General features: G+C 68.9%; 21 protein-coding genes and 1 pseudogene. 6 read left to right on the top strand and 16 right to left on the bottom strand.

Annotation, left to right across the window (positions count from 1 at the left end):
- The 4 genes and pseudogenes from AB0I98_RS12820 to AB0I98_RS12805 all read right to left on the bottom strand — a co-directional run.
- Nucleotides 1-1,304: pseudogene (locus tag AB0I98_RS12820) on the bottom strand (hypothetical protein); the annotation flags it as partial.
- Nucleotides 1,305-1,466: 162 nt separating this feature from the next.
- On the bottom strand, nucleotides 1,467-1,877 hold the full coding sequence (locus AB0I98_RS12815) for a DUF6113 family protein (RefSeq protein WP_362939504.1): 411 nt from the start codon (nucleotides 1,875-1,877) through the stop codon (nucleotides 1,467-1,469).
- The gene (mshB, locus tag AB0I98_RS12810) at nucleotides 1,874-2,725 is read right to left on the bottom strand and encodes an N-acetyl-1-D-myo-inositol-2-amino-2-deoxy-alpha-D-glucopyranoside deacetylase (protein WP_362939501.1); all 852 of its coding nucleotides are present in this window, start codon (nucleotides 2,723-2,725) and stop codon (nucleotides 1,874-1,876) included. The genes AB0I98_RS12815 and mshB overlap by 4 nt, the downstream gene beginning before the upstream one ends.
- A gap of 23 nt (nucleotides 2,726-2,748) precedes the next feature.
- Nucleotides 2,749-2,943, bottom strand: coding sequence for a hypothetical protein (locus tag AB0I98_RS12805; RefSeq protein WP_301983775.1), 195 nt, complete (start codon nucleotides 2,941-2,943; stop codon nucleotides 2,749-2,751).
- 156 nt (nucleotides 2,944-3,099) lie between these two features.
- On the opposite strand from AB0I98_RS12805, the gene AB0I98_RS12800 reads away from it, so the two are divergent.
- A complete protein-coding gene (locus tag AB0I98_RS12800) occupies nucleotides 3,100-5,217 on the top strand; it encodes a prolyl oligopeptidase family serine peptidase (RefSeq protein WP_362939498.1) in 2,118 nt (705 codons plus the stop codon).
- Between the two features lie 120 nt (nucleotides 5,218-5,337).
- Here the strand turns inward: AB0I98_RS12800 and AB0I98_RS12795 are convergent, their stop codons facing one another.
- Genes AB0I98_RS12795 through AB0I98_RS12775 form a run of 5 tightly spaced genes read right to left on the bottom strand, consistent with a single transcriptional unit; the run spans nucleotide 5,338 to nucleotide 10,875 of the window.
- Nucleotides 5,338-6,372, bottom strand: coding sequence for a dipeptide ABC transporter ATP-binding protein (locus AB0I98_RS12795; protein ID WP_362939495.1), 1,035 nt, complete (start codon nucleotides 6,370-6,372; stop codon nucleotides 5,338-5,340).
- Nucleotides 6,365-7,339, bottom strand: a complete 975-nt coding sequence (locus tag AB0I98_RS12790) for an ABC transporter ATP-binding protein (RefSeq protein ID WP_362939492.1) — start codon at nucleotides 7,337-7,339, stop codon at nucleotides 6,365-6,367. The genes AB0I98_RS12795 and AB0I98_RS12790 overlap by 8 nt, the downstream gene beginning before the upstream one ends.
- A gap of 7 nt (nucleotides 7,340-7,346) precedes the next feature.
- Nucleotides 7,347-8,324 carry an ABC transporter permease gene (locus AB0I98_RS12785; protein WP_362939489.1) on the bottom strand — a complete coding sequence of 326 codons (978 nt, stop codon included), beginning with the start codon at nucleotides 8,322-8,324 and terminating at the stop codon, nucleotides 7,347-7,349.
- Nucleotides 8,317-9,240 carry an ABC transporter permease gene (locus AB0I98_RS12780; protein ID WP_362939486.1) on the bottom strand — a complete coding sequence of 308 codons (924 nt, stop codon included), beginning with the start codon at nucleotides 9,238-9,240 and terminating at the stop codon, nucleotides 8,317-8,319. Before AB0I98_RS12780 ends, AB0I98_RS12785 begins: the two co-directional genes overlap by 8 nt.
- 6 nt (nucleotides 9,241-9,246) lie before the next feature.
- Entirely contained in the window at nucleotides 9,247-10,875 is a 1,629-nt protein-coding gene (locus AB0I98_RS12775) for an ABC transporter substrate-binding protein (RefSeq protein WP_362939483.1), read from the bottom strand.
- Between the two features lie 341 nt (nucleotides 10,876-11,216).
- Here AB0I98_RS12775 and AB0I98_RS12770 point away from each other — a divergent pair, with 341 nt between their 5' ends.
- From AB0I98_RS12770 to AB0I98_RS12750, 5 genes are read left to right on the top strand one after another with little or no spacing between them, the layout of a single operon-like run.
- The gene (locus AB0I98_RS12770) at nucleotides 11,217-12,980 is read left to right on the top strand and encodes a peptide ABC transporter substrate-binding protein (RefSeq protein WP_362939534.1); all 1,764 of its coding nucleotides are present in this window, start codon (nucleotides 11,217-11,219) and stop codon (nucleotides 12,978-12,980) included.
- Nucleotides 12,981-12,985: 5 nt separating this feature from the next.
- A complete protein-coding gene (locus AB0I98_RS12765) occupies nucleotides 12,986-14,014 on the top strand; it encodes an ABC transporter permease (RefSeq protein WP_362939480.1) in 1,029 nt (342 codons plus the stop codon).
- Nucleotides 14,011-14,904: an ABC transporter permease gene (locus AB0I98_RS12760; RefSeq protein ID WP_362939477.1), complete on the top strand. Its 894-nt coding sequence runs from the start codon at nucleotides 14,011-14,013 to the stop codon at nucleotides 14,902-14,904. The genes AB0I98_RS12765 and AB0I98_RS12760 overlap by 4 nt, the downstream gene beginning before the upstream one ends.
- The gene (locus AB0I98_RS12755; protein ID WP_362939473.1) at nucleotides 14,901-16,049 is read left to right on the top strand and encodes an ABC transporter ATP-binding protein; all 1,149 of its coding nucleotides are present in this window, start codon (nucleotides 14,901-14,903) and stop codon (nucleotides 16,047-16,049) included. The genes AB0I98_RS12760 and AB0I98_RS12755 overlap by 4 nt, the downstream gene beginning before the upstream one ends.
- On the top strand, nucleotides 16,046-17,035 hold the full coding sequence (locus AB0I98_RS12750) for an ABC transporter ATP-binding protein (protein ID WP_362939470.1): 990 nt from the start codon (nucleotides 16,046-16,048) through the stop codon (nucleotides 17,033-17,035). The genes AB0I98_RS12755 and AB0I98_RS12750 overlap by 4 nt, the downstream gene beginning before the upstream one ends.
- Here the strand turns inward: AB0I98_RS12750 and AB0I98_RS12745 are convergent.
- The 7 genes from AB0I98_RS12745 to typA form a co-directional block, all read right to left on the bottom strand.
- Nucleotides 17,028-17,411 (bottom strand): VOC family protein, encoded by a 384-nt coding sequence (locus AB0I98_RS12745; protein ID WP_362939467.1) that lies wholly within the window; start codon nucleotides 17,409-17,411, stop codon nucleotides 17,028-17,030. The genes AB0I98_RS12750 and AB0I98_RS12745 overlap by 8 nt on opposite strands.
- A gap of 70 nt (nucleotides 17,412-17,481) precedes the next feature.
- Nucleotides 17,482-18,630: a dipeptide ABC transporter ATP-binding protein gene (locus tag AB0I98_RS12740; protein ID WP_362939464.1), complete on the bottom strand. Its 1,149-nt coding sequence runs from the start codon at nucleotides 18,628-18,630 to the stop codon at nucleotides 17,482-17,484.
- Nucleotides 18,623-19,672, bottom strand: coding sequence for an ABC transporter ATP-binding protein (locus AB0I98_RS12735; protein ID WP_362939461.1), 1,050 nt, complete (start codon nucleotides 19,670-19,672; stop codon nucleotides 18,623-18,625). Before AB0I98_RS12735 ends, AB0I98_RS12740 begins: the two co-directional genes overlap by 8 nt.
- An 11-nt stretch (nucleotides 19,673-19,683) precedes the next feature.
- Entirely contained in the window at nucleotides 19,684-20,634 is a 951-nt protein-coding gene (locus AB0I98_RS12730) for an ABC transporter permease (RefSeq protein ID WP_362939458.1), read from the bottom strand.
- Nucleotides 20,627-21,559 (bottom strand): ABC transporter permease, encoded by a 933-nt coding sequence (locus tag AB0I98_RS12725; RefSeq protein WP_362939455.1) that lies wholly within the window; start codon nucleotides 21,557-21,559, stop codon nucleotides 20,627-20,629. The genes AB0I98_RS12730 and AB0I98_RS12725 overlap by 8 nt, the downstream gene beginning before the upstream one ends.
- Before the next feature lie 138 nt (nucleotides 21,560-21,697).
- Complete coding sequence (locus AB0I98_RS12720; protein ID WP_362939452.1) at nucleotides 21,698-23,323, bottom strand: ABC transporter substrate-binding protein; 1,626 nt, start codon at nucleotides 23,321-23,323, stop codon at nucleotides 21,698-21,700.
- Between the two features lie 605 nt (nucleotides 23,324-23,928).
- Entirely contained in the window at nucleotides 23,929-25,836 is a 1,908-nt protein-coding gene (gene typA / locus AB0I98_RS12715; RefSeq protein WP_362939449.1) for a translational GTPase TypA, read from the bottom strand.
- Nucleotides 25,837-25,862 lie beyond the last annotated feature (26 nt).

The raw sequence follows: 25,862 nt of genomic DNA, 5'->3' as shown, positions 1-25,862 counted from the left end.
GGACCAGGGGCGCTGCTCGCAGCGCCGGGAACGCCAGGCTCACCCGTGCCGCGTGGTATCCCGGGGGCGGCGAACCGACCCGGAGCGCCGGGCCCGCCGCTCGGGCCGCCGTAACCACCGGACGCACCGCCCGCGCCGCCACGGCCGCCGCGTCCGTCGCCCGGCCCGCCGAAGTCGCCGCCCCGGCCGCCCGGAGCGCCGAAGTCACGTCCTGAGCCGCCCGGCGCTCCGCCGAACCCGTCGGGGCCGTTGCCGGGCCCTCCACCGAAGCTGTCCGGGCCACCGCCGGGCCCGCCACCGAAGCCGTCCGGGCCACCGCCCGGCCCGACGCCGATCAGCGGCACCATCGGGCCGTCGCCGGTGACCGGACCGCCGGTCGGGCCCGCGGGGCCCTGGGGTCCGCCGGAGCCGCCACGGCCGCCCGGTCCGTTGAAGCCGCTCGGCCCGCCGGGACCCGCGGGGCCGGCCTGACCGTTCTGGGCGCCGTAGCCGCCCGAACCGCCTTGGCCGCCGCGGTCGTTGTCCGAGAAGTACGGCAGGTCGTCGCGGTTCGGTTCGCCACCGTCCGAACCCGGACGCGCCCCGTTGCCACGCGGCCCGGCCGCCAGCGCCTCGGTCACGTCGAAGGAACCGGTGCCGCCGCCGTGTCCAGGGGCGACGGGTCCGCCGGTGGCGCCGGGCAGCCCGGAGCCGTTCGTGGAGCCGGGGCGGGAGCCGCCCGGCACGCCCATGGAACCGACCACACCACCGGGCCGACCGGTACCGGCAGCGCCCGGACGCGGACCGCCGGGAGCGCCCGTACGACCGGGAGCGCCCGCACCCGCACCGCCACCGGACGGACCCGGGCCCGAACCACCGGACGGTGCACCCCCGTTGGAGGAGGGGCCGCTGGGACCGCCCTTGCCCTTCGAGGTCGGGCGTGGCGCGAACCAGTCGCTCGTCTTCTCCTCGGCGGCCGGCTGCGGGGCCGTGGGCTCGGCGGGAGCCTCGACGGTGCCCGTGCCCATGGACGTGGCGGAACCGGGCCCCGGCGCGGGGGCGTCGGTGTCGTCCGCGGTGCCGGAGTCCGCGACGGGTGTGCGCACGACGACCGGCGGAATGGGCCGTGACCCGGGGATGTTGATCCGCACCCGGGTCGTCAGCGTGGTCTCGGTCTTGCGTTCCTCCGGCTGCGTGGCCGCGCGGCCCGTGTCCGGACCGTCGCCGGAGACCGCGGGGGTCCCGTACGGCGGCGTGCCCGAGGGGTAGGCGGCTCCGCCGCGCCCGTTGGGCCCGGAGGACGGACTGTCAGTTTCACGACTCAAGGCAGGTTCTCCCGGTTGGCTCCGCCGCCCGTTTCGACCTCAACACAGTTCGGGCGGCTCGGCGGCGGCCACCACCATACTGGCCACTTCCGGCCCGTATCCCACGACCGCCTCGGAAACCCACACGGGACCAACACGAGCACGAACCGGCGAAGTGTTACGTCATTTCCCAAGTCGGACGGGGCCGCCGCCCGGTTGCCGCCCCGGGCCAAGGGTGGCGCAGATCACAGCTACAGCCATACCGCCGAGCAGGAAGAGATAGGAGCCGCCTTCCGCGGCGAACACGAAGTCGCCCTCGGGACGGCTGGCGGTGAGCAGGATGACGGCGAGCATCCAGCCGCCGGCCGGCGCGACGGCCCCGCCTCTGCTGCGCGCGGCGAGCGCCCCGCCGAGACAGGCCCCGGCCTCGCCGGCGAGGGCGAGCAGCAGCCCGCCCGGCATCCACGCGGACTGCACCAGCGCCCCGGCCACGCCGACGACCGCGCCGAGCACGAAGAGGCCCAGATAGGCGGCGGCCCGCACGGCGGACGGGCGGTGCGGGGGCTGGGCGAGCATGGAGCCCTGCTGGGTCATGACGCCTCCTCGATTCCGGCGAACAGGTCGGTCTCTCCCGGAAGGGCGAGTTCCCCCTGGGCCAGTTGGTAGTACTCCGTGGTGAAGAGGGGCTGCGCGAGTTCGTTGGACAGGGCGAAGTACGGCTCGGCCACGTCGATCTGCGTGGCGTGCGCGCGCATCGCGGCGGCCTTGACGGCGGCGTACGGGGTGCCGTCGATCGCGGTGGTGACCTCTGTCTCGTCCACCACACCCGGTACGTCGTCGACGGCGGCCGACTTGTCGAAGGGCAGGCCGGGCAGGTCGTCCTGGAGCCGGGCGAAGGCGGCCTCGGCGACGGGGCGCGGCACGCGGTTCCAGTAGACCTTCCGGATTCCGAGGTCGCCCGCCTGCTCGGCGGCGCGCATGGCCACCCGGTGGGCCTGGATGTGATCGGGGTGCCCGTAGCCGCCGCCCGGGTCGTAGCTGACGAGGACCTGGGGCCGTACCTCGCGGATCACCTCGATGAGATGGGCGGCGGCCTCGTCGACGTCGGCCTGCCAGAAGCAGGCGGGGTCGTCGTTGTCGGCCAGGCCCATCATCCCGGAGTCGCGGTAGCGGCCGGGGCCGCCGAGGAGACGGAAGTCCTCGACGCCGAGCTCGGCCATGGCGGCGGCGAGCTCGCGCTGCCGGTACTCGCCGAGGGCGGTGCCGGTCAGGTGGCGCAGTTCGGGCGGGATGACCTCGCCCAGTTCACCGAGGGTGCAGGTGACCAGGGTCACCTGGGCGCCCTCGGCGGCGTACTTGGCCATGGTGGCGCCGTTGTTGATCGACTCGTCGTCCGGGTGCGCGTGCACCAGCAGCAGACGCCGAGCGGGCAGGTCCGTCATGGCACCCACCCTAAAGGTGTGGATCAGAACTTGATGCTGCTGATCATCCCGGCGAGGTTCGTCGTCAGCTCACTGATGGTGGGAGCGACGGTCGAGGAGGCGAGATAGAAGCCCAGCAGCACGCAGACGACCGCGTGTCCCGCCTTGAGGCCTGATTTCTTGACCAGCAGGAAGACGATGATCGCCAGCAGCACCACCGCCGAGATCGAGAGTGCCACGGCGGTTCACCTCCAGTCAGAGCAGGGCACCTTGTAAATCCATACGACAGCCAGCAGGTTCATACCCACGCGACGCCAGTGATCATAACTATCGGCGCATGCGCATCCGTCGGCGCACGGCCGCACAAGGGGGCGCATGGCCAATATGGTCGGGGCATGACGACAGAGCCCGACTCTTTCCCCCGACGGCACGCGCGCACCCAGCGATTCACGCTCGGCGCGCCGCGTTCGTTCACCGTGGCACCCGACGGTTCCCGTGTCGTGTTCCTGCGCTCGGGTTCCGGTACAGACCGGGCGAATTCGCTCTGGGTGCTGGACCTTCCGGACGGCGGGGAGCGCGTGGCGGCCGAGCCGCGCGCCCTGCTCGGCGGCACGTCGGAGAACCTGTCGCCCGAGGAACGCGCACGCCGCGAACGCAGCCGCGAGTCCGGCGCCGGCATCGTCGGCTACGCCACCGACACGGCCGTCGAGTTGGCCTCCTTCACCTTGTCAGGGCGGCTTTTCACGGCCGAGCTACGGGCCGGCACGGCACGCGAACTCCCCGTCCCCGGACCGGTGATCGACCCGCGCCCCGCCCCCGACGGACGGCATATCGCCTACGTCGTCCGGGGCGCCCTGCGGATCGTGGGCGCCGAGGGCGAGGGTGACCGGGCGCTCGCGGAGCCGGAGTCGGAGCAAGTGACGTACGGACTGGCCGAGTTCATCGCGGCCGAGGAGATGGGCCGGTCACGGGGCTTCTGGTGGGCGCCGGAGGCGGACCGGCTGCTGGTCGCGCGGGCGGACGACACGCCGGTGCAGCGCTGGTGGATCTCCGACCCGGCCCATCCGGAACGTGACCCGAACCACGTCGCGTATCCGGTGGCGGGCAGCGCCAACGCGGAGGTCCGGCTGTTCGTGATCGGCCTCGACGGGACCCGCACGGAGGTCGTCTGGGACCGGGCGCGCTACCCGTATCTGGCGCATGTGCACTGGTCAGCGGCGGGTGCGCCGCTGCTGCTCGTCCAGGCCCGGGACCAGCGCAGCCAGCTCTTCCTGGCCGTGGACCCGGACACCGGGGCCACCCGTATGGTGCACGCGGACGAAGATCCAACATGGCTGGAATTTTTCCCTGGGGTGCCCTGCTGGAGCCCCTCCGGACAGCTCGTGCGGATCGCCGACGAGGGCGGCGCCCGGGTCCTCGCGGTCGGCGAACGCCCGCTGACGGGACCGCAGTTGCACCTGCGCGCCGTGCTCGACGTCTCCGACGACGACGTGCTGGTCTCGGCGTCGGCGGGCGAGGACGCGGCCGCCCCGGAGACCGGCGAAGTGCACGTCTACCGGGTCAACGAACTCGGCATGGAGCGCCTCTCCCAGGAGCCCGGCGTGCACTCGGCCGTGCGCTCCGGGGGCGTGACGGTCCTGGTGTCGGCGGTGCCGGACAAGCCGGGGGCGCAGGTGCAGGTGCTGCGGGACGGAAAGAGGGCGGCGATCATCCCCTCGTACGCCGAAGATCCCGGAATGTCGCCGCGCATGATCCTCACCGAGGGGGGCGCACGGCGCATCCCGTGCGCCGTGCTGTTGCCTCAGGACCACCAAGGGGATGCGCCTCTTCCGGTTTTGCTGGATCCGTACGGCGGTCCGCACGGGCCCCGCGTGGTCGCCGCGCACAACGCCCACCTCACCTCGCAGTGGTTCGCCGACCAGGGTTTCGCGGTGGTCGTCGCCGACGGCCGCGGCACCCCCGGCCGCTCCCCCGCCTGGGAGAAGGCGGTCCACCACGACCTCACCGTCTCCCTCGACGACCAGATCGAGGCGTTGCAGGACCTCGCGAAGAGCCACCCGCTGGACCTCTCCCGGGTCGCGATCCGCGGCTGGTCCTACGGCGGCTGGCTCGCCGGGCTCGCGGTGCTGCGCCGCCCGGACGTCTTCCACGCGGGCATCGCCGGCGCCCCGGTCACCGACTGGCGGCTGTACGACACGCACTACACGGAGCGGTACCTGGGCGACCCGGCCGCGCACCCGGAGTCGTACGCGAAGAGTTCCCTGGTCACGGACGACGGTCTGTCCTCCCCCGCCGAGCCGCACCGCCCGCTGATGATCGTGCACGGCCTGGCTGACGACAACGTGGTCGTCGCCCACGCCCTCCGCCTCTCCTCGGCCCTGCTCTCCGCCGGCCGCCCGCACGAGGTACTGCCGCTGTCGGGGGTCACGCACATGACGCCGCAGGAACAGGTCGCCGAGAACCTGCTGCTGCTTCAGGTGGACTTCCTGAAGCGCTCGCTGGGGTTGACCTAGACGGCAACGGGCTGGGACGACATGGCGCGTCCCAGCCCGTTTACGGCACCCGCACGGCCGTACGTTGTAGAGATTGGCGCGTCCGTATATCGGAAACGGGTCGGCGGAGTTGCCTCTGTGTTACTCCGTGTTCTCGGCCGGTACGACCTGCTTCTCCTCCGCGAAGTGGCAGGCGGAGTCGTGCGCCGCGGGGCCGCCTGCCCTGAACTCCGGGGGCACCGCGAGCGGCGGCACTTCCAGCTCGCAGCGCTCCCGTGCCTTCCAGCAGCGGGTGCGGAAGCGGCAGCCGGAGGGGATGTTCGTCGGGGACGGGACATCGCCGGCGAGGATGATCCGCTCCCGGTGCTCGCGCGCCTCGGGGTCCGGGACGGGCACCGCGGAGAGCAGCGCCTGGGTGTAGGGGTGCGTCGGATGGTCGTAGATCTCGGCGTCCCGTCCGGTCTCCACGATCCGCCCGAGGTACATCACCCCGACCCGGTCCGAGATGTGCCGGACGATCGACAGGTCGTGCGCGATGAAGATGTACGACAGCTCGAACTCGTCCTGCAGCCGCTCCATCAGGTTGATCACCTGCGCCTGCACGGACACGTCCAGCGCCGACACCGGCTCGTCGGCGACGATCACCTCGGGGCGCAGCGCCAACCCCCGTGCGATGCCGATGCGTTGGCGCTGTCCGCCGGAGAACTGGTGCGGATAGCGGTTGATGTACTCGGGGTTGAGGCCGACGACGTCCAGCAGATCCTGGACGCGCCCCCGCCGGTTGCCCTTCGGGGCCACCTCGGGGTGGATGTCGTACGGCTCTCCGATGATGTCGCCGACCGTCATCCGCGGGTTGAGGGAGGTGTACGGGTCCTGGAACACCATCTGGATGTTGCGGCGGACGGTCTTGAGGGCCTTGCCCGACAGCTTGGTGATGTCCTCGCCCTTGTACTTGATCGACCCGGACGTCGGTCTCTCCAGGTTGACCAGCATCTTGGCGACAGTCGACTTGCCGCAGCCGGACTCCCCGACGATGCCGAGGGTTTCGCCGCGGGCGAGTTCGAAGTCCACGCCGTCCACGGCCTTGACGGCGCCGACGTGCTTCTTGAAGAGGATGCCCCGGGTGAGCGGGTAGTGCTTGACGAGTCCGCGCACTTCCAGGATCGGCTCAGCCATGCAGGCACTCCCTCCAGAAGTGGCAGGCGCTGCCCCGGTCTTCGGAGACCTCGTACAGCGGGGGCTCGTCGGTGCGGCACACGTCCTGGGCCAGGGGGCAGCGGGGGTGGAAGGCGCAGCCCGGCGGGATGTTCATGAGGTTCGGCGGCAGGCCCTTGATGGCGTAGAGCTCCTGGCCCTTCTGGTCCAGGCGCGGAATGGAGTCGAGCAGGCCGCGGGTGTACGGGTGGGCGGGCGCCTTGTAGATGTCGTGGACCGGCGCCGACTCGACGATCCGGCCCGCGTACATCACCGCGATGCGGTCGGCGACGTCGGCGACCACGCCGAGGTCGTGCGTGATCAGGATGAGCCCCATGTTGTACTCGCGCTGCAACTCGGCGAGCAGATCCATGACCTGGGCCTGGACGGTCACGTCGAGGGCCGTGGTCGGTTCGTCGGCGATGATGAGCGCGGGCTCCAGGGCGAGCGCCATCGCGATCATGATGCGCTGGCGCATACCGCCGGAGAACTGGTGGGGGTAGTCGCGGACGCGCTGGGAGGCCCCCGGGATACGGACCCGGTCCATCAGCTCGATCGACTTGGCCCGCGCGTCCTTGCGCGACATGCCCCGGTGGACGACGAACATCTCGCCGAGCTGGTCGCCCACGGAGAGCACGGGGTTCAGCGACGACAGCGCGTCCTGGAAGATCATCGCCATCTCGGCGCCGCGGACCTTCCGCCGCGCCTCCTCCTTCAGCGTGAGCAGGTCCCTGCCCTGGAAAAGAACCTCACCGCCGGTGATCCTCCCCGGCGGCATATCGAGGATCCCCATGATCGTCTGCGCGGTCACGGACTTCCCGGACCCGGACTCCCCGAGCACGGCGAGCGTCTCGCCGGCATCGACCTCGTAGCTGACCCCATTGACCGCCTTGGCGATCCCGTCCCGCGTCCTGAACTCCACGTGCAGATCCCGCACTTCAAGCAACATGGCGGCGTCACCTCAGCTTCGGGTCGAGGGCGTCGCGTACCGCGTCGCCGAGCATGATGAACGCGAGGACGGTGAGGGCGAGGGCGCCGGAGGGCCACAGGAGGGCGTGGGGGGCGTTGCGGATGTACGGAGACGCGGCGGAGATGTCGATGCCCCAGCTGACCGTGGGCGGCTTCAGGCCTACGCCCAGGTACGACAGGGTCGCCTCCAGCGCGATGTACGTGCCGAGCGCGATGGTCGCGACGACGATCACCGGTGCCACGGCGTTGGGTGTGATGTGGCGTAGGAGAAGGCGGGAGTTGGAGGCGCCGAGGGCGCGGGCCGCCTGGACGTAGTCGTTCTGCTTGGCGGTGATGACGGAGCCGCGGGCGATACGGGAGATCTGCGGCCAGCCGAGCAGCACCATGAACCCGATGACCGGCCAGATGGTGCTGCTGGTGACCACCGACAGAAGGACCAGACCGCCGAGCACGACCGGGATCGCGAAGAAGATGTCGGTGATGCGGGACAGGATCGAGTCCCAGATCCCGCCGAAGAAACCGGCCAGACCGCCGAGCACGCTGCCGAGGATCGCCACGCCGAGCGTGGCGCACACGCCGACCGCGACCGAGTTCCGGGCGCCGTACACCGTGCGCGTGTAGACGTCGCAGCCCTGGCCGTCGTAGCCGAAGGGATGGCCGGGCTGGGAGCCTTCCTGGGCCTTGGCGAGGTCGCACTTGAGGGGGTTGCCGGAGGCGATGGCCGAAGGCCAGAGCGAGATGACGACCAGGAAGAGGATGACCAGCCCGGCGATGATGAAGACGGGGTTGCCGCGCAGGTCGCGCCAGGCGTCGGACCAGAGGGAGCGGGGTTTGCCCTGAGGTCCGGTGCCTTGCGGGCCGCCCGGCGTCTTCTCCAGCGTCTCCGCCTCACTCTCCGCGAGGTCCATCGCGCCTCCCATTCCGGTGCCGGCGATGGCGCGCTCGGGCTCCTTCGGTTCAGGCATACCGGATCCTCGGGTCGAGTACGGCGTACAGGAGGTCCACGAGCAGGTTGGCCACCAGGAAGACCAGGACGAGGACGGTCACGAAGCCGACGACGGTCTGGGTGTTCTGGCGGAGGATGCCCTGATAGAGCTGGTAGCCGACGCCATGGATGTTGAAGATCCGCTCGGTGACGATCGCGCCGCCCATCAGCGCGCCGATGTCGGTGCCGATGAAGGTGACGACGGGGATGAGCGAGTTGCGCAGCAGGTGTTTCGTGATGACCCGGCGCCGGGGCAGGCCCTTGGCGATCGCCGTACGGACGTAGTCGGACCGCTTGTTCTCCGCGATGGAGGTGCGGGTCAGGCGGGTGACGTATGCGAGGGAGACCGAGGCGAGGACCAGGCCGGGCACGATCAGCTCGTCGAAGGTCGCGTCCGTGGAGACCGACGGCTTGATCCAGCCCCACTCGACGCCGAGGAGCAGTTGGAGCAGCAGGCCGGTGACAAAGGTGGGGACGGAGATCACGACGAGGGTGATCAGGAGGACGGACGTGTCGATCGGGCGGCCTCGGCGCAGGCCCGTCACCACGCCCAGGGTGATGCCGATGACGATCTCGAAGAGGATGGCGACGATCGTCAGGCGGATGGTCACCGGGAACGCCGACGACATCAGCTCGGTGACGGGCTGGCCGTTGAACGCGGTGCCGAAGTCGCCGGTGAAGACGTTGCCCATGTAGGTCAGGTACTGCTGCACGACCGGCTTATCGAGACCGAATTCCTTCCGCAGCTGGGCCGCTGTCGCCGGGTCGCACTGCCGGTCGCCGCACAGGCCCGCGATGGGGTCGCCCATCACGTTCACCATCAGGAAGATCAGCAGCGTGGCTCCGATGAAGACCGGGATCATCTGGAGCAGCCGCCGGGCGACGTACCGTCCCACGGCGGGTCAGCTGACCTTGATCTCGTTGTAGACGGGGACGCTGAACGGATTGAGCTTCACGTCCGACAGCCGCTCGGAGAAGCCGGCGCTGCCGTTCTGGTACCAGAGCGGAATGGCGGCCATGTTGTCCCGGACGACTTCCTCGGCATCCTGGAAGAGCCCGACGGCCTTGGCGGTGTCGGTCTCGGCGTTGGCCTGGTCGACGAGCTTGTCGAAGTCCTTGTTGGACCACTTGCCGTCGTTGGAGGAGGCGTTGGTGTAGTAGAGCGGCTGAAGGAAGTTCTGGATGAGCGGGTAGTCCATCTGCCAGCCCGCCCGGAACGGTCCGCTCATCTTCAGGTCGGTGATCTGGCTGCGGAAGTCGGCGAAGGTGCCGACCGGGTTGCCGACGCAGGCCCGGTCGTTGCCGAGGGCGTTGTTGATGGAGTTGCAGACGGCGTCGACCCACTGCTTGTGCGAGCCGGTGTCCGCGTTGTACGTGATCTTGACCTGCCCGCCCGGAAGCCCGCCGCCCTCCTCGATGAGCTTCTTCGCCTCGGCGGCGTCGTACTCACAGGCGTCACCGCACAGGCCTTCCTTGAAGCCGCCGTCCTCGCCGAGGACCGGGGAGGTCCAGTCGGTGGCCGGGGTGCGGGTCTTCTGGAAGATGGTGTCGGTGATCTGGTCCCGGTCGATGGCCCGGGACAGGCCTGTGCGGACCTTCTCCATCCCGGGCTTGTTCCAGTTCTTGTCGTAGAACGGGAAGGCGAGGGTCTGGATGATGCCGGCGGGTGTGTTGAGGTAGCGGTCGCCGAGGTCGGCCTTGACGTTCTTCAGCTGGGAGGCGGGGACGTCGTCGACGAGGTCCAGGTTGCCGGCCATCAGGTCGGTGTAGGCGGTGTTGTTGTCGGTGTAGACCTTGAGGTCGACGCCGCCGTTCTGCGCCTTGTCCGCGCCGGGGTAGGCGTCCCAGGCGCGCAGCGACATCTGCGAGCCCTTGGTGTACGAGTCGATGGTGTACGGGCCGTTGCCAACGGGCTTGCTGAGCCAGGCGTCGCGGTCGTCGAAGAACGCCTGCGGGAGCGGGGCGAACGCGGCGTAGCCGAGGGTGTCGGGGAAGGTCGAGAACGTCTGGCTGAGCTTGACGGTGAAGGTCTTGTCGTCGACGACCTTCAGTCCGGAGAGGGTGTCGGCGGTCTGCTTGCCTTCCGCCGGGTGCGTCTTGTCGTAGCCCTCGATATAGCCGAAGAAGTACGCGTTCTTCTGGTTGTTCTTCAGGCTGGCGCCGTAGTTCCAGGCGTCGACGAAGGACTTCGCGGTGACCTTCTCGCCGTTGCTGAAGGTCCAGCCGTCCTTGATGGTGATGGTGAAGTTCTGCGAGTCGGACGTCTCGATCTTCTCGGCGAGCATGTCGTTCGCCTCGCCGGTCTCGGGGTCGTAGCGCTTCAGTCCCCGGAAGATCATGTCGAGGACCTTGCCGCCCTGCACCTCGTTGGTGTTGGCGGGCTCCAGCGGGTTCTGCGGGTCGCCCCAGGACGAGGAGAGCACCGCGCCGGTGTCACTGCCGCCGCCGCTGTCCTCGCCCCCGCAGGCCGTCGCCGCGAGTGCTGCCGCCGCCGCGCATGCGGCCCACTTGGCGTGCGTGGCTCTGCGCATGGAGTGCCTCCCGGTACGGGTCCGAGTCAAGATCCGTTCGTTATCGGCCAATATCGGCCCGGAATGGATCACTCGCACGTCGGCGCCACCCGTCCGGGTGCGGACCGGCCCAAACAGGCCGTCAGCCCCTCACCAGGGACGCTTCACCGGTCTGGACCTCTGGGGGCGTTTGTCGTATCAACTTGTTATTTCCGCAGGCCACCAGGGGTGCAGGCGCCATTGACGGCCCCGGAGCGGCGCTGATAGACACCGGAAAACTGTCCGCCGGTGCGAGTGATGACGCGAGGTCAGGTTCCATGCAGCTGAACAGACATGTCAGACTCCGGACCCGCTTTCTCCTGATGCTCGCCGCCCTCCTCACGACGTCGGCGGTCCTGGTCCCTCAGCCCGCCACCGCCGCGGACGACAAGAAGGTCCTCACCGTCGCCGTCTCGCAGAGCGTGGACTCGCTGAGCCCCTTCCTGGCGAGCCGTCTGCTCAGCACCAGCGTCCACCGGCTGATGTACGAGTACCTCACCAACTACGACCCCAAGGACGCCCACGCGATCCCGGGTCTCGCCACCAAGTGGACGCCGTCCGCGGACAAGCTCACCTGGACGTACACGATCCGCTCCGGCACCAAGTGGTCGGACGGCAAGCCGGTCACCGCCGAGGACGCGGCCTGGACGTTCAACAAGATGATGACCGACGAGAACGCCGCGACCGCGAACGGCAGCTTCGTCTCCAACTTCAAGAAGGTGACGGCCACCAGCCCCACCCAGCTCGTCATAGAGCTGAACAAGCCGCAGGCCACGATGGCCGCCCTCGATGTGCCGATCGTGCCCAAGCACATCTGGGAGAAGGTCAAGGACTTCTCCAAGTTCAACAACGACAAGGACTTCCCCGTCGTCGGCAACGGCCCGTACGTCCTCACCGGCTACAAGGCAGACAGCTACGTACGCCTGGAGCCCAACAAGAGCTTCTGGCGCGGCGCCCCGAAGTTCGACGAGCTGCTCTTCAAGTACTACAAGGACGGTGACGCCGCCGTGGCGGCCCTGCAGAAGGGCGAGGTGTCCTTCGTCCCCGACCTGACGCCCGCTCAGGCGTCCGCGCTCCAGGGCCAGCAGAACATCAAGGTCAACGACGCGCCCGGCCGCCGCTTCTACGCCCTCGCCACCAACCCGGGCGCCCGGGCCGCGAACGGCGAGAAGTTCGGCAACGGAGACCCCTCCCTGCTGGACCAGCGGGTGCGGCAGGCCCTGTTCATGGCGGTCGACCGTACGACCATCATCGACAAGGTCTTCCAGGGTCACGCCGTGATGGGCGAGGGCTACATCCCGCCGCGCTTCTCGACGTACTCCTGGAAGCCGTCGGCCGACCAGGAGATCGCCTACGACCCCGCGAAGGCGGGCCGGCTCCTGGACCAGGCGGGCTACAAGAAGAACGGCGACGGCAAGCGGGTCGGCAAGGACGGCAAGCCGATCAACTACCGCGTCCTGTGCCACGCCACCGACCCCGAGGACAAGGCCGTCGGCCAGTACCTCAAGGAGTGGTGGGCCGACCTCGGCATCGGCATCACGCTCGACTGCCTGGACAACGTGAGCGACCCCTGGCTCGCCGGCGAGTACGACCTCGCCTTCGACGGCTGGTCCGTCAACCCCGACCCGGACTTCGTGCTGTCGATCCACACCTGCGGCGCCCTGCCCGCCACCCCGGACGACGTGGGCGCGACCGACAACTTCATCTGCGACAAGACCTACGACAAGCTCTACGCCCAGCAGCTGGCCGAGTACGACCCGGCCAAACGGGCCGATCTCGTCAAGCAGATGGAGTCGCGGCTGTACGACCTCGGGTACATGAACGTCATGGCGTACCCGAACGCGGTCGAGGCGTACCGCACGGACCAGATCGAGTCGATCACCACCATGCCGGAGAAGGCGGGCAACATCTTCGGCCAGGACGGCTACTGGAGCTGGTGGTCGGCGGTACCGGCCGCGTCCGGCTCCGACGACTCGTCGAGCTCGACGGGCGTGGTCGTGGGCATCGTGGCCGGAGCCGTGGTCCTCGTGGGCGCGGGCGTGTTCTTCGGGCTGCGGCGGCGGGCGACCGCCGACGACCGTGAGTAGGGTCCATGGCCACTGACACGGCGGCCGCGGCGGCGCCGAAGAAGGCCGAGCGCCCGGGCACGGGGTATCTCCGCTACGGGGCGGGCAAGGTCGGCGGCGCCGTGGTCTCGCTCTTCGCCGTGCTGGTCACCAGCTTCTTCCTGTTCCGGCTGATCCCCGGCGACCCGGTGAAGTACATGACCGGCGGCCGTCAGGTGTCGAACGACCAACTGGCCGCGTACCGCCGGGAGTTCGGACTCGACCTGCCGATGTGGGAGCAGTTCGTCGACTACTGCGGCAAGGCGCTCACCGGCGACCTGGGCACCTCGTACCAGTTCCGGGCCCCTGTGATCGACAAGATCACCGAGGCGCTGCCGAACACGCTGATCCTCACCGGTACGGCATTCGTCCTCTACACCGCGCTGGGCATCTTCCTCGGCACCCGCTCGGCCTGGCGGCACGGCGGGCTCGGCGACCGTCTGAACACCGGCCTGGCGCTGACCCTCTACTCCATCCCGTCCTTCTGGCTGGGGCTGCTGCTCATCATCGTGTTCGCGGTGGGCATCGGCCCGATCCCGGGCCTGTTCCCGACCGGCGGTATGGAGTCGGGGAGCGAGGAGGGCTTCGCGTACGTCATCGATGTCGCCCACCATCTCGTACTGCCCGTGATCACCCTGGTCGCGGTCGAGTACGGCCAGACGCTGCTCGTCACCCGCTCGGCACTGCTGGACGAGATGGGCAGCGACTATCTGACGACCGCGCGGGCCAAGGGCCTGAGGGACGACCTGGTCCGGCGGCGGCATGCCGTGCCCAACGCGATGCTGCCGACGGTGACGCTGATCTTCGTGAACCTCGGTCGGACGGTCGCGGGCGTGATCCTGGTGGAGACCGTCTTCTCGTGGCCGGGCCTGGGCGGGCTCTTCTACCAGGCGCTGAGCGTGCCCGATCTCCCCCTGGTCCAGGGCCTGTTCTTCGTCTTCGCGGCGGCGGTGGTCGTGATGAACACGCTGGCCGATCTGATCTATCCGCTGCTCGACCCGAGGGTGGGCCGATGACGACGGCTGCGACGCTTACCTGGCAGCGGCGCCGGGACTCCGCCGTCCGCTTCTGGAAGCAGTACCGCACGCACCGCGCGGGCCTGGTGGGCATGGCAGCCCTCGCCCTCTTCGTGCTGATCGCGCTGACCGCGCCGCTGACGGTCGGCTCCGACGTCGCGAGCGTGACGGACGCGCCGGGCAACCCGATGGAGAGCCCGAGCGCCGAATTCCCGCTGGGCACCGACCGGTTCGGGCGCGATCTGCTGGGCCTGCTGGTGTGGGGCTCGCGCGTCTCACTGCTGGTGGGCCTGCTGGCGGCGGTGCTGTCGGTGCTGATCGGCGGGCTGGTCGGCATCACGGCCGGGCACTTCCGCGGACCGTACGCCACCGTGGTCATGCGGATCACGGACTGGTTCCTGGTGATGCCGACGCTGGTCCTGGCGATCGCGCTCGCCACGGTGATGTCCCGGTCACTCGGTACGGTCGTGCTGGCGATCGGCGTGACGATCTGGCCGACGACGGCCAGGCTGGTGCGGGCGCAGACGCTGGCCGTCGAATCACGGCCGTACATCGAACGCGCGAAGGCGCTCGGCGGCGGGCACTGGCACATCATGTCGAGGCACGTCCTGCCGAACGTCATGCCGCTGATCCTGGCCCAGACGACCTTGATGATCTCCACCTCCATCCTCGCCGAGGCCACGCTCGCCTTCCTGGGCCTGGGCGATCCGACAGTGGTGTCCTGGGGCGGCATGCTTCAGGAGGCACGCGAGGCCGGCGCGGTCAGCTCCGGCGACTGGTGGTACCTGGTGCCGCCGGGCATCGCGATCGCCGTGGTCGCGCTGGCGTTCACACTGTGCGGGCGCGCGGTGGAGACCGTGCTCAACCCGAGGCTGGGGGTGGCCCGTTGACGCTGCTGGAGGTCCGGAACCTGGAGGTGACCTACCCCGGCGGGGCTGCCGCGGTGCGAGGAGTCGACCTGACGGTGGCCGCCGGGCAGAAACTCGGCATCGCGGGCGAGTCCGGGTGCGGCAAGACGACGCTGGCACTGGCGCTGCTGAGGCTGCTGCCGGCCGGGACCAGGATCAGCGGATCGGTGCTGCTGGACGGTGAGGACGTGCTCACCATGAAGTGGGGGCGGGTGCGGGCGGTGCGCTGGGCGGGCGCCTCGATCGTCTTCCAGGGGGCGATGCACTCCCTCAACGCCGTCCACCGCATCGGCGACCAGATCGCCGAGCCGATCCTGCTGCACGGCGGGGGTACCGCGGCGGCGGCGCGGAAGAGGACGGGGGAACTGCTGGAGCACGTGGGCCTTCCGGCGGCCAGGGCAAGCGCGTACCCGCACGAACTGTCCGGTGGCCAACGGCAGCGCGTGATGATCGCCATGGCACTGGCCTGCGATCCCTTGCTGGTCGTCGCCGACGAGCCGACCACCGCCCTCGACGTGATGATCCAGGCGCAGATCCTGCGGCTGATCGAGGGCCTCGTCGCCGAGCAGGACCTCGGCCTCATCATGATCAGCCACGACCTGGCCGTCCTCGCCGACACCTGCGACCGGCTCGCCGTGATGTACGCGGGCCGCGTGGTCGAGGAGGGACCGGCCCAGCAGGTCTACGAGAACGCACGCCACCCGTACGCCGAGGCCCTGTCGTCCGCGTTCCCCCGCATCGGCGACACGTCGTCACGGTTCGCGCCCCGCGGCCTCGCGGGCGACCCACCGGATCCCTCGGACCTCCCCTCCGGGTGTGCGTTCCATCCCCGGTGCGGGGTGGCGCTGGCGGAGTGCGCGTCGGAGGACCAGGTGCTGCGCGAGGCGGGGCCGGGTCGGAGGGCGGCGTGTGTGCATGTGGGGCCACCGAGTTCCGGAGGGCCCGCGACGGTCGGCGGAGGGGCCGCCACGAAGGGGGACGGCGCACCAGGGCCCGCCGATGCCGCCGAGGACACCCCGCGCCTGCCCACGGCGAAGCGGGACGCCGGTGGCCCGACCGCCGGGTCGGCGGCGGAGACGAAAGGGTCGGCGACCGCGGCCGGCGACCCGAGGAGGAGCGCCTCATGACGACATCCCCGCCCCTGCTCACCGCCCAAGGGCTGCACATCACCTTCCCCGGCCGCCATGGCGCCGCTTCCGCCCGGGCCGTGGACGGTGTCGACCTCGACATCCGGGCCGGGGAGATCGTGGCGCTGGTCGGCGAGTCGGGGTGCGGCAAGACGACGCTGGCGCGGGCGCTGCTCGGGCTGGTGACTCCGACGGCGGGGCGCGTCGGCTTCGCCGGGGAGCCGCTGTCGTACACCTCCCGGGCGCTCAAGTCCCACCGCCGGCGCGTGCAGTTGGTGCTCCAGGACCCGTCCGGCTCGCTGAACCCACGGCACACCGTGTACGACGCGGTGGCGGAGGGCCTGCGGATCCACGGCTACGACGGCGACGAGCGGGAGGCGGTGACGCAGGCCCTCTCCCGGGCCGGACTGCGCCCACCCGAGCGCTTCTTCCTGCGCTACCCGCACGAGTTGTCCGGCGGCCAGCGGCAGCGCGTGGTGATCGCGGGAGCGCTGGTCCTGGACCCCGAACTGATCATCGCGGACGAGCCCGTGGCCTCCCTCGACGCCTCCGTGCGCGGCGAGATCCTCGCCCTCCTCCTACGGCTCCGCGACGAACTGGGCCTGGCGGCGCTGGTGGTGACCCACGACCTCGGCCTGGCGTGGAACATCGCCGACCGGGTCGCGGTGATGTACCTGGGCCGGATCGTGGAGACGGGCGCGGTCGAGGACGTCCTGACGGCGCCCCAACACCCGTACACCCAGGCCCTGCTGTCCGTCGTCCCCGAGTCCCCCGGCACCCCGGTGGTCCTGACCGGCGAGCCCCCCGACCCCTCCCGCATCCCCTCCGGCTGCCGCTTCCACGCCCGCTGCCAGATCCTGGCCGGCGGCGATGCGGAGGCAGCGGGCGTCGCGGACGCGTGCCGGACGCGGGACCTGGAGATCCTCGACGGGGGCGGCGGGGCGCAGGTGGCGTGTCATTGGGCGCGGGCGCGGGTCGCTACGTGACGGCCACCAACTCGACCTCGAACCCGTCCGTGTTGGCGAGGTAGGCCGCGTAGTGCTCCGGACCGCCCGCATTCGGGTAGCGGTCCGCGAAGAGCGGCGTCCAGCCGTGGGCGGGGGCTTCGGCCGCGAGCGCGTCGACCTGCTCCTGGCTTCCGGCGTGGAACGCGAGGTGGTTGAGCCCCGGACGCATCCGGTCGTGCGCACCGTCGGTCATGGCCGACGACTGCTCGACGACGAGATACGTCGCCCCGTGCCGCCAGCTGCGACCGTGCTCCCATTCCTGGTACGGGTCGTAGCCGAGCCTGCCGAGCAGCCAGCCCCACTCGCGTACCGCGCGCGGCAGCTCGGGTACCCACAGCTCGATGTGATGGAGCATCCGACTCTCCCGTGAAAACGCCGGTTCCCGGCGCCCTGGATGGGGCGCCGGGAACCGGTGTGAAGGTGGGTCACGCCGCGTGGACGACGTCCTTCTCCTCGGCGAAGTGGCAGGCCGACTCGTGGGCGGCCGGGGTGTCCTCGCTGCGGAACCGCTCGGGGACGGCGAGGAGGGGGACCTCCTCCGCGCACTTGTCCTGCGCCTTCCAGCAGCGGGTGCGGAAGCGGCAGCCGGAGGGCGGGTTGGCCGGGGACGGGACGTCGCCGGTCAGGATGATCCGCTCGCGGTGATCGCGGGCGTCCGGGTCCGGGACGGGGACCGCGGAGAGCAGCGCCTGGGTGTAGGGGTGCGTCGGGTGGTCGTAGATCTGCTCGTCCGTGCCGATCTCGGCCATCTTCCCGAGGTACATCACCCCGACCCGGTCCGAGATGTGCCGGACGATCGACAGGTCGTGCGCGATGAAGATGTAGGAGAGGTTGAACTCGTCCTGCAAGCGCTCCATCAGGTTGATGACCTGCGCCTGGACGGACACGTCGAGGGCCGACACCGGCTCGTCGCAGATGATGATCTCGGGGTTCAGGGCCAGACCGCGGGCGATGCCGATGCGCTGACGCTGGCCGCCCGAGAACTGGTGCGGGTAGCGGTTGATGTATTCCGGGTTCAGGCCGACGACGTCCAAGAGGTCCTGGACGCGCTTGCGCCGGTCGCCCTTCGGGGCCACCTCGGGGTGGATGTCGAAGGGCTCCCCGATGATGTCGCCGACCGTCATCCGCGGGTTGAGGGAGGTGTACGGGTCCTGGAACACCATCTGGATGTTCCGGCGGACCGCCTTCAGCGCGCGGCCGGACAGCTTGGTGATGTCCTGGCCCTTGTAGAAGATCTCGCCGGCGGTCGCCTTCTCCAGGTTCATCAGGAGCTTGGCGACAGTCGACTTGCCGCAGCCGGACTCGCCCACGATGCCCAGGGTCTCGCCCTGGTACAGGTCGAAGGAGATGCCGTCGACGGCCTTGACGGCTCCGATCTGCCTCTTGAAGAGGATGCCCTGGGTGAGCGGGAAGTGCTTCACCAGGTTGCGCACCTGGAGGATCGGTTCACCGCGTTCGACCGGGGCCTCGATGGCCGCGACCGCCTCCGACTCGGTGTCGGCGGCCACGGTCTCCACCTCGGAGACGTTCGGCGTGGCGTCCTGCGGCTCGTCGTTCTTGCCGATCTCAGCCATGGATCGTCTCCTTCCAGAAGTGGCAGGCCGAACCGCGGCCGACCAGTTCGGTGCCGTCCTGCTCGGTGACCGGCTTGAGGTCCGGGATCTCCGTACGGCACAGGTCCGTCGCCTTGGGGCAGCGCGGGTTGAAGGCGCAACCGGACGGAATGCGCAGCAGGTTGGGCGGCAGACCCTTGATCGCGTAGAGCTCCTGGCCCTTCTGGTCCAGGCGCGGGATCGAGTCCAGCAGACCCCGCGTGTACGGGTGCGCGGGGCGCTTGTACAGCTCGTGGACCGGGGCACGCTCCACGATCCGGCCCGCGTACATCACGGCGATCTTGTCCGCGACGTCGGCGACCACACCGAGGTCGTGGGTGATCAGGATCAGGCCCATGTTGTACTCGCGCTGCAACTCCGCGAGCAGATCCATGACCTGAGCCTGGACGGTCACGTCGAGGGCCGTGGTCGGCTCGTCGGCGATGATCAGGTCCGGTTCCAGGGCCAGCGCCATGGCGATCATGATGCGCTGGCGCATACCGCCGGAGAACTGGTGCGGGTAGTCGCCCACCCGCGCCGCGGCGGCCGGGATCTTCACCCGGTCCATCAGCTCGATCGCCTTGGCCTTGGCGTCCTTCTTGGACAGGCCCTGGTGGACGCGGAACATCTCACCGAGCTGGTAGCCGACGCTGAGCACCGGGTTCAGCGAGCTGAGCGCGTCCTGGAAGATCATGGCGATCTTCTGTCCGCGGATCTTGCGGCGCTCCTCGCCCGACATGGTCAGCATGTCCTGGCCGCGGAAGAGGATCTCGCCCTTCGGGATCCGCGCCGGGGGCATGTCGAGGATGCCCATGATGGCCTGCGCGGTCACGGACTTGCCGGAACCGGACTCGCCGAGCACGGCGAGGGTCTCGCCCGCGCTGACGCTGTAGTTGACGCCGTTGACGGCCTTGGCCAGGCCCTCGCGGGTATGGAACTCGACGTGCAGGTCACGCACTTCGAGCAACGGGGAGCCGTCGCCGTCGCGAGGCGAGGGCACGGTTGTTTCTTCGATGACGGTCACGTACGCCTCCCTCAGCGCATCTTCGGGTCGAGGGCGTTGCGTACGGCCTCACCGAGCATGATGAACGCCAGCACCGTGATGCTGAGCATGATCGACGGATAGAGCATGATCCACTGGGCCACGCGGATCTGGTTGCCGCCGTCGGAGATGTCGTTGCCCCATGAGACGCCGCTGAGGCCCAGGCCCAGGAAGGACAGTGTCGCTTCGGCCGTGATGTAGACGCCGAGCGAGATGGTGGCGACGACGATCACCGGGGCCAGGGTGTTCGGCAGGATGTGCCGGAACATGATCCGCGGGGTGCTCGCGCCGAGGGCCTTGGCCGCCTGCACGTAGTCGGACTGTTTGGTGGTGATCACCGCGCCGCGCATCACCCGGGAGATCTGCGTCCAGCCGAAGAAGCCGAGCGCGCCGATGACGATCCAGGTCGTGCGCTCCGGGAAGGAGTTGAGGAAGACCATGGTGCCGAGCAGGAACGGAATACCGAAGAACACATCGGTGAGCCGCGACAGGATCGAGTCGACGACGCCGCCGAAGTAACCGGCGATCATGCCGACCGTCCCGCCCACCAGCGTGACGACCAGGGTGGTGCCGAAGCCGACGGCTATGGAGGCCCGGGTGCCGTAGATGACACGGGCGTACACGCTGCGGCCCTGCTGGTCGTAGCCGAGCCAGTCGGCCGAACCGACCTCACCCAGCTTGGGCTTCTGCAGGTAGTGCTTGGACAGGTCACCCAGGATCGGCTGCGCGCTGGTGAACCACCCCGGGAAGAACGTGATCAGCAGCAGGATGAAGATCAGCACACTGGAGATGATGAAGATCCAGCTGCGGCGCAGGTCGGCCCACGCGTCGCCCCAGAGGCTGCGGGTCTTCTCCGGTTTGGACTGTGCCGTCAGATCCGGATACGTGGGGTCCGCCGGATTCACCGCGTCGGCCTTGACGTCGGTCTTGGTCACATCAGGCATAGCGAATCCTCGGGTCAAGGACCGCGTAGAGCAGGTCGACGAGCAGGTTGGCGAGGAGATAGATGAGGACGAGGACCGTCACCAGGCCGACCAGGGTGGTTCCTTCACGACGCACGATGGACTCGTAGATCGTGAGGCCGATGCCCTGGATGTTGAAGAGGCCCTCGGTGACGACGGCGCCGCCCATCAGCGCACCGATGTCGGTACCCAGGTAGGTGATCACGGGGATCATCGAGTTGCGCATGAGGTGGACGCCCACCACACGGCTCTTGGGCAGTCCCTTGGCGATCGCGGTGCGGACGTAGTCGGCGCGCCGGTTCTCGGCGATCGAGGTCCGGGTCAGCCGCGTCACATACGCCAGTGACGCGGTCGCCAGCACAATCGCCGGCATCAGCAACTGACCGTAGTCCGTGGAGTCGTTGACGTTCGGCTCCAGCCACCCCAGCTGGTCGGCGAAGACCAGCTTGCAGATGAAGCCGAGCACGAAGACCGGGATCGAGATGAAGAGCAGGGCGACCGCCAGGACCGCGTTGTCGGTGAACCGCCCGGCGCGCAGGCCCGCGGCCACGCCCAGGGCGATACCCAGGACGACCTCGATGGCGAAGGCCAGCGAGGCGAGACGCAACGTCACCGGGAAAGCATCGCCCAGTACATCCGTGACGGGCCGTCCGCTGGCGATCTGGGTGCCGAAGTCGCCATGCAGGATCATGTCCTTCATGTAATTCCAGTACTGCACCAGGATCGGCTGGTCCAGGCCGTACTCATGTCTCAGCGCCGCGATGACCTGCGGGCTGCCGGCCTTGTCGCCGAAGAGCCCGCGCACGGGGTCACCGGGCAGGGCGTAGACCATGAGAAAGATCAGCAGAGTTGTCCCGATGAACACCGGGATCATCTGGAGCAGTCGTCGTGCGACGTAGCGCCCCATCGTGCCTCCATGTCAGTCACGGCGGCAGCCGACGGGCCCTTTCCTCGCGCATCACCTGAAGATGCGGTGGAAAGGGCCCCCCGGCCGCTGCCGTTCCCCGGGCGGGTCAGGCCGCGCCCGGGACAACGGTCGTTGCGGTTACTTCTTGACCTGAACGCCGGTCAGGATCGGGTCTCCGTCCTGGGCGTACTTGACGCCGGTGACCTTCTCCGAGAAGCCCGCGTTGACCTTGTAGTACCAGAGCGGAATGCTCGGCATGTACTCGGGGAGCTTCTTCTCGAGCTCCTGGTACAGCTTCTCCGACTCGTCCTGCGTCTTGGCGGCGTCGGCTTCCTTGATCAGCTTGTCGATCTCCGGGTTGGAGAAGCCGCTCTGGTTGCCGGACGAGTTGGTGCCGAACAGGTCACGCAGGAAGTTCGCGTTGAACGGGTAGTCGAGCACCCAGCCGGAGCGGTACATCGACTTGACCTCCTGCGCGTCACGCGCGTCGAGGTCGGCCTGGAAGTCCGCCTTGGAGTCGCCGGTGCAGGCGACGCCGGTGGCCTTGGTGATGGAGCCGCAGACCGCCTCCACCCACTCCTTGTGACCACCGTCCGCGTTGAACTGGATGGAGATCTTGTTGCCCGGAACGCCGCCGCCCTCCTTGATGAGCGCCTTGGCCTTGGCCGGGTCGTAGGTGAAGATGTCGGTGCCCAGGTCCGGCTGGTAGCCGAGGACGCCCTTGGCGACCCAGCCGGTGGCGGGCTCGCGGGTGCCCTGGAGCACGGTGGTGGTGATCGTCTTGCGGTCGATCGCCATCGACAGGCCCTGGATGACCTTCGGGTCGATGTCCTTCCACTGGTCGGTGTAGAAGGCCGGGGCGATCGTCTGGACCGCGGAGTAGGCCTGGTCGACGGCGCGGTCGCCGAGGTCCTGCTTGTAGACGGGCAGGTCGCGGGGGCCGAGCTGGCGCAGGACGTCGACGTTGCCGGACTTCAGGTCCTCGTAGGCCGTCTCCAGGTTGGTGTAGTTCTTGAAGATCACACCACCGTTCTTGGCCTTGTTCGGACCCTGGTAGTCGTCGTTGCGGGCGACCTCGATCTGCTTCTTGTGGTCCCAGCTGACGAACTTGTAGGGGCCGTTGCCGACCGGCTTCTCACCGGCGGCCTTCGGGTCCTTGAAGAAGGACTCGGGCAGCGGCGAGAAGACCTCGTAGCCCAGCTTGTAGACGAAGTAGGGCAGCGGGGAGGTGAGCGTGATGGTGAAGGTGTTGTCGTCGACGACCTTCAGGCCCTTCATCTCCGTGGCCTTCGCCTTGCCCTTCTCGGGCGCGACGTCGGCGTAGCCGTCGATGTCGGAGAACCAGAAGCTGTTGGTCTGCTTGTTCGCCGGGGCGGCGGCCCAGTTCCACGCCTTGACGTAGGACTCGGCGGTCACCGGGGTGCCGTCGTGGAACTTCCAGCCGGGCTTCAGCTTGACCGTGAACGTCTTGTTGTCGGTGGAGTCCACCGACTGGGCGTTCATCATCTCGATCTTGCCGGTGGAGTCGTAGTCCACGAGACCCGTGAACAGCGCCTTGGTGACGATGCTGCCGTTGGACTCCATGGTGTTGGCCGGCTGCAGCGGGTTCTGCGGCTCGCCGACCTCGATCGAGAACTTGCCGTTCGGATCGATGGCGGCGTTGCTGTCATCGCCGCTGTCGCTGTCACTGCCACCACAGGCGGTCGCGGCCAGCGCCACAACCGCGGCTATCGCGACCCACTTGGCGCTCTTGGCACCACGCATGGGTTCCTCCTCATGAGTCCATTGGTTCACCGCAAGGGGGAGCACACGACACGCCACCGTCACCGGTGCCGGAGATAGTCAGGTGCCCCCAGGCTCGTGAGTCGGCGCCGCCTGCAGCGCGTGACCCGTTTATCCGAGCTCTACGCGCCTAACTATCTGCCATGGGCCGATGGACGAACCACACCCCCAAGGTCTCGGTTCGATCACACCTGGCGCGTACTTCTTCCAAAATCCGGACAAAGCGTTTGCCGAAAGATCCCTGCGAAACGGACTTGTTACACACCTATCGGTCGCAGGCGTCCGTATACCGGACGATCCGGAGGAGAAAACCAGTTGCGATTACGGTGATCCATGCGCGGGGTGCCATCGGCATGCCCGCGAGGCCGGACGCGCGGCCCTTGACGAGACGTCAGGACGAGAGAGAAGGGCGCGTCGGCAGCAGGGTAATCCGTTTCGTGCGGCCTGTGAGCTTCCTGAGTGAAGACGCAGGGTTTTCCCTATGTCTTCTCTCTACGGCTGCTGTCTTATCTCTCCGTCTGCTCGAACGCCACTGCGCCGGGCTCCTCTTGGCGGAGGGGCCCGGCGCGGTCGTACGACGCGGAGGGTCAGCCGTGCTTGGCGCGGCTCGCGGCGCGGGCGCGCTCGCGGGCGTCCAGGTTCACCTTGCGGATGCGCACGGCCTCCGGGGTGACCTCGACGCACTCGTCGTCGCGGCAGAACTCCAGGGACTGCTCCAGGGAGAGCTTGCGGGGCGGCACGATCGCCTCGAACGAGTCGGCCGAGGACGACCGCATGTTCGTGAGCTTCTTCTCCTTGGTGATGTTCACGTCCATGTCGTCGGAGCGCGAGTTCTCGCCGACGATCATGCCCTCGTACACCTCGGTACCCGGGTCGGTGAACAGCACGCCGCGCTCCTGGAGGTTCGTCATCGCGAAGGCGGTGACGGAACCGGCGCGGTCGGCGACCAGGGAGCCGTTGTTACGGGTCTGGAGCGTGCCGAACCAGGGCTCGAAGCCCTCGTGGATGGAGTGGCCGATGCCGGTGCCGCGGGTCTGGGTCAGGAACTCGGTCCGGAACCCGATGAGACCGCGGGAGGGAACCACGAACTCCATGCGGACCCAACCCGAGCCGTGGTTGGACATGTTGTCCATCCGGCCCTTCCGCACACCCATAAGCTGCGTGACCGCACCCATGTGCTCCTCGGGCACGTCGATCGTCATGCGCTCGACGGGCTCGTAGACCTTGCCGTCGACGTCCTTGGTGACGACCTGCGGCTTGCCGATGGTCAGCTCGAAGCCCTCGCGGCGCATCTGCTCGACCAGGATGGCGAGCGCCAGCTCACCACGGCCCTGGACCTCCCAGGCGTCGGGACGCTCGGTGTCGAGGACACGGAGCGAGACGTTACCGATCAGCTCGCGGTCGAGGCGGTCCTTGACCTGGCGGGCAGTGACCTTGCGGTCCTTGACGGCCGCCTTGTTGTCGGCGCCCTTGCCGGTACCGCCGCGGCCGACCAGCGGCGAGGTGTTGGTGCCGATGGTCATGGAGATCGCGGGCTCGTCGACCGTGATCAGCGGAAGCGGGATCGGGTTCTCGGGGTCGGCGAGGGTCTCGCCGATCATGATCTCCGGGATACCGGCGACGGCACAGATGTCACCCGGGCCGGCCTTCTCGGCGGGCTTGCGGGTGAGCGCCTCGGTCATCATCAGCTCGGTGATGCGGACGTTGCTGATGTTCCCGTCACGCTTGATCCACGCGACGGTCTGGCCCTTCCGCAGCTCGCCCTGCTCGACGCGGAGCAGCGCGATACGGCCGAGGAAGTTGTCGGCGTCGAGGTTGGTGACGTGGGCCTGGAGCGGGGCGGCCTCGTCGTAGGTCGGCGCCGGGATGTGATCCAGGATGGTGGAGAAGAACGGCTCCAGGCTGGTGGAGTCGGCCGGGACCGTGCCGTTGTCCGGCTTGGTCAGCGAGGCGATGCCGTCGCGGCCGCAGGCGTAGACGATCGGGAACTCGATCTGCTCCTCGTCCGCGTCCAGGTCGAGGAAGAGGTCGTAGGTCTCGTTGACGACCTCGTCGATACGGGCGTCCGGCCGGTCCGTCTTGTTGATGCAGAGGATGACGGGGAGGCGGGCCTGCAGGGCCTTGCGCAGTACGAAGCGGGTCTGCGGGAGCGGTCCCTCGGAGGCGTCGACGAGAAGAACGACCCCATCCACCATCGACAGACCGCGCTCGACCTCGCCGCCGAAGTCGGCGTGGCCGGGGGTGTCGATGATGTTGATGGTGATGACGTCGCCGCCGGCCTTCGGGTGGTACTTCACGGCCGTGTTCTTGGCCAGGATCGTGATGCCCTTCTCACGCTCCAGGTCGTTCGAGTCCATCATGCGGTCGTCGAGGGACTCGGCGGCGTGCGCGGCGAAGGAGCCGGCCTGCTTGAGCATGGCATCGACGATGGTCGTCTTGCCGTGGTCGACGTGGGCGACGATGGCTACGTTACGGATGTCGTGGCGCGTGGCCATGATGTGGCGTACTCCCGGAGTGGTGA

Source organism: Streptomyces sp. NPDC050211 (assembly GCF_040656035.1).
Lineage (GTDB): Bacteria > Actinomycetota > Actinomycetes > Streptomycetales > Streptomycetaceae > Streptomyces.
The sequence above is the reverse complement of the archived record's forward strand: the minus strand, read 5'-3'. Positions and strand labels throughout refer to the sequence as shown.

Excerpts from the sequence above, each read along its gene's own strand:
- AB0I98_RS12815 (WP_362939504.1), bottom strand. The coding sequence starts at position 1,877 with ATGACCCAGCAGGGCTCCATGCTCGCCCAGCCCCCGCACCGCCCGTCC.
- mshB (WP_362939501.1), bottom strand. The coding sequence starts at position 2,725 with ATGACGGACCTGCCCGCTCGGCGTCTGCTGCTGGTGCACGCGCACCCG.
- AB0I98_RS12800 (WP_362939498.1), top strand. The coding sequence starts at position 3,100 with ATGACGACAGAGCCCGACTCTTTCCCCCGACGGCACGCGCGCACCCAG.
- AB0I98_RS12795 (WP_362939495.1), bottom strand. The coding sequence starts at position 6,372 with ATGGCTGAGCCGATCCTGGAAGTGCGCGGACTCGTCAAGCACTACCCG.
- AB0I98_RS12790 (WP_362939492.1), bottom strand. The coding sequence starts at position 7,339 with ATGTTGCTTGAAGTGCGGGATCTGCACGTGGAGTTCAGGACGCGGGAC.
- AB0I98_RS12785 (WP_362939489.1), bottom strand. The coding sequence starts at position 8,324 with ATGCCTGAACCGAAGGAGCCCGAGCGCGCCATCGCCGGCACCGGAATG.
- AB0I98_RS12775 (WP_362939483.1), bottom strand. The coding sequence starts at position 10,875 with ATGCGCAGAGCCACGCACGCCAAGTGGGCCGCATGCGCGGCGGCGGCA.
- AB0I98_RS12770 (WP_362939534.1), top strand. The coding sequence starts at position 11,217 with ATGCTCGCCGCCCTCCTCACGACGTCGGCGGTCCTGGTCCCTCAGCCC.
- AB0I98_RS12765 (WP_362939480.1), top strand. The coding sequence starts at position 12,986 with ATGGCCACTGACACGGCGGCCGCGGCGGCGCCGAAGAAGGCCGAGCGC.
- AB0I98_RS12760 (WP_362939477.1), top strand. The coding sequence starts at position 14,011 with ATGACGACGGCTGCGACGCTTACCTGGCAGCGGCGCCGGGACTCCGCC.
- AB0I98_RS12750 (WP_362939470.1), top strand. The coding sequence starts at position 16,046 with ATGACGACATCCCCGCCCCTGCTCACCGCCCAAGGGCTGCACATCACC.
- AB0I98_RS12745 (WP_362939467.1), bottom strand. The coding sequence starts at position 17,411 with ATGCTCCATCACATCGAGCTGTGGGTACCCGAGCTGCCGCGCGCGGTA.
- AB0I98_RS12740 (WP_362939464.1), bottom strand. The coding sequence starts at position 18,630 with ATGGCTGAGATCGGCAAGAACGACGAGCCGCAGGACGCCACGCCGAAC.
- AB0I98_RS12730 (WP_362939458.1), bottom strand. The coding sequence starts at position 20,634 with ATGCCTGATGTGACCAAGACCGACGTCAAGGCCGACGCGGTGAATCCG.
- AB0I98_RS12725 (WP_362939455.1), bottom strand. The coding sequence starts at position 21,559 with ATGGGGCGCTACGTCGCACGACGACTGCTCCAGATGATCCCGGTGTTC.
- AB0I98_RS12720 (WP_362939452.1), bottom strand. The coding sequence starts at position 23,323 with ATGCGTGGTGCCAAGAGCGCCAAGTGGGTCGCGATAGCCGCGGTTGTG.
- typA (WP_362939449.1), bottom strand. The coding sequence starts at position 25,836 with ATGGCCACGCGCCACGACATCCGTAACGTAGCCATCGTCGCCCACGTC.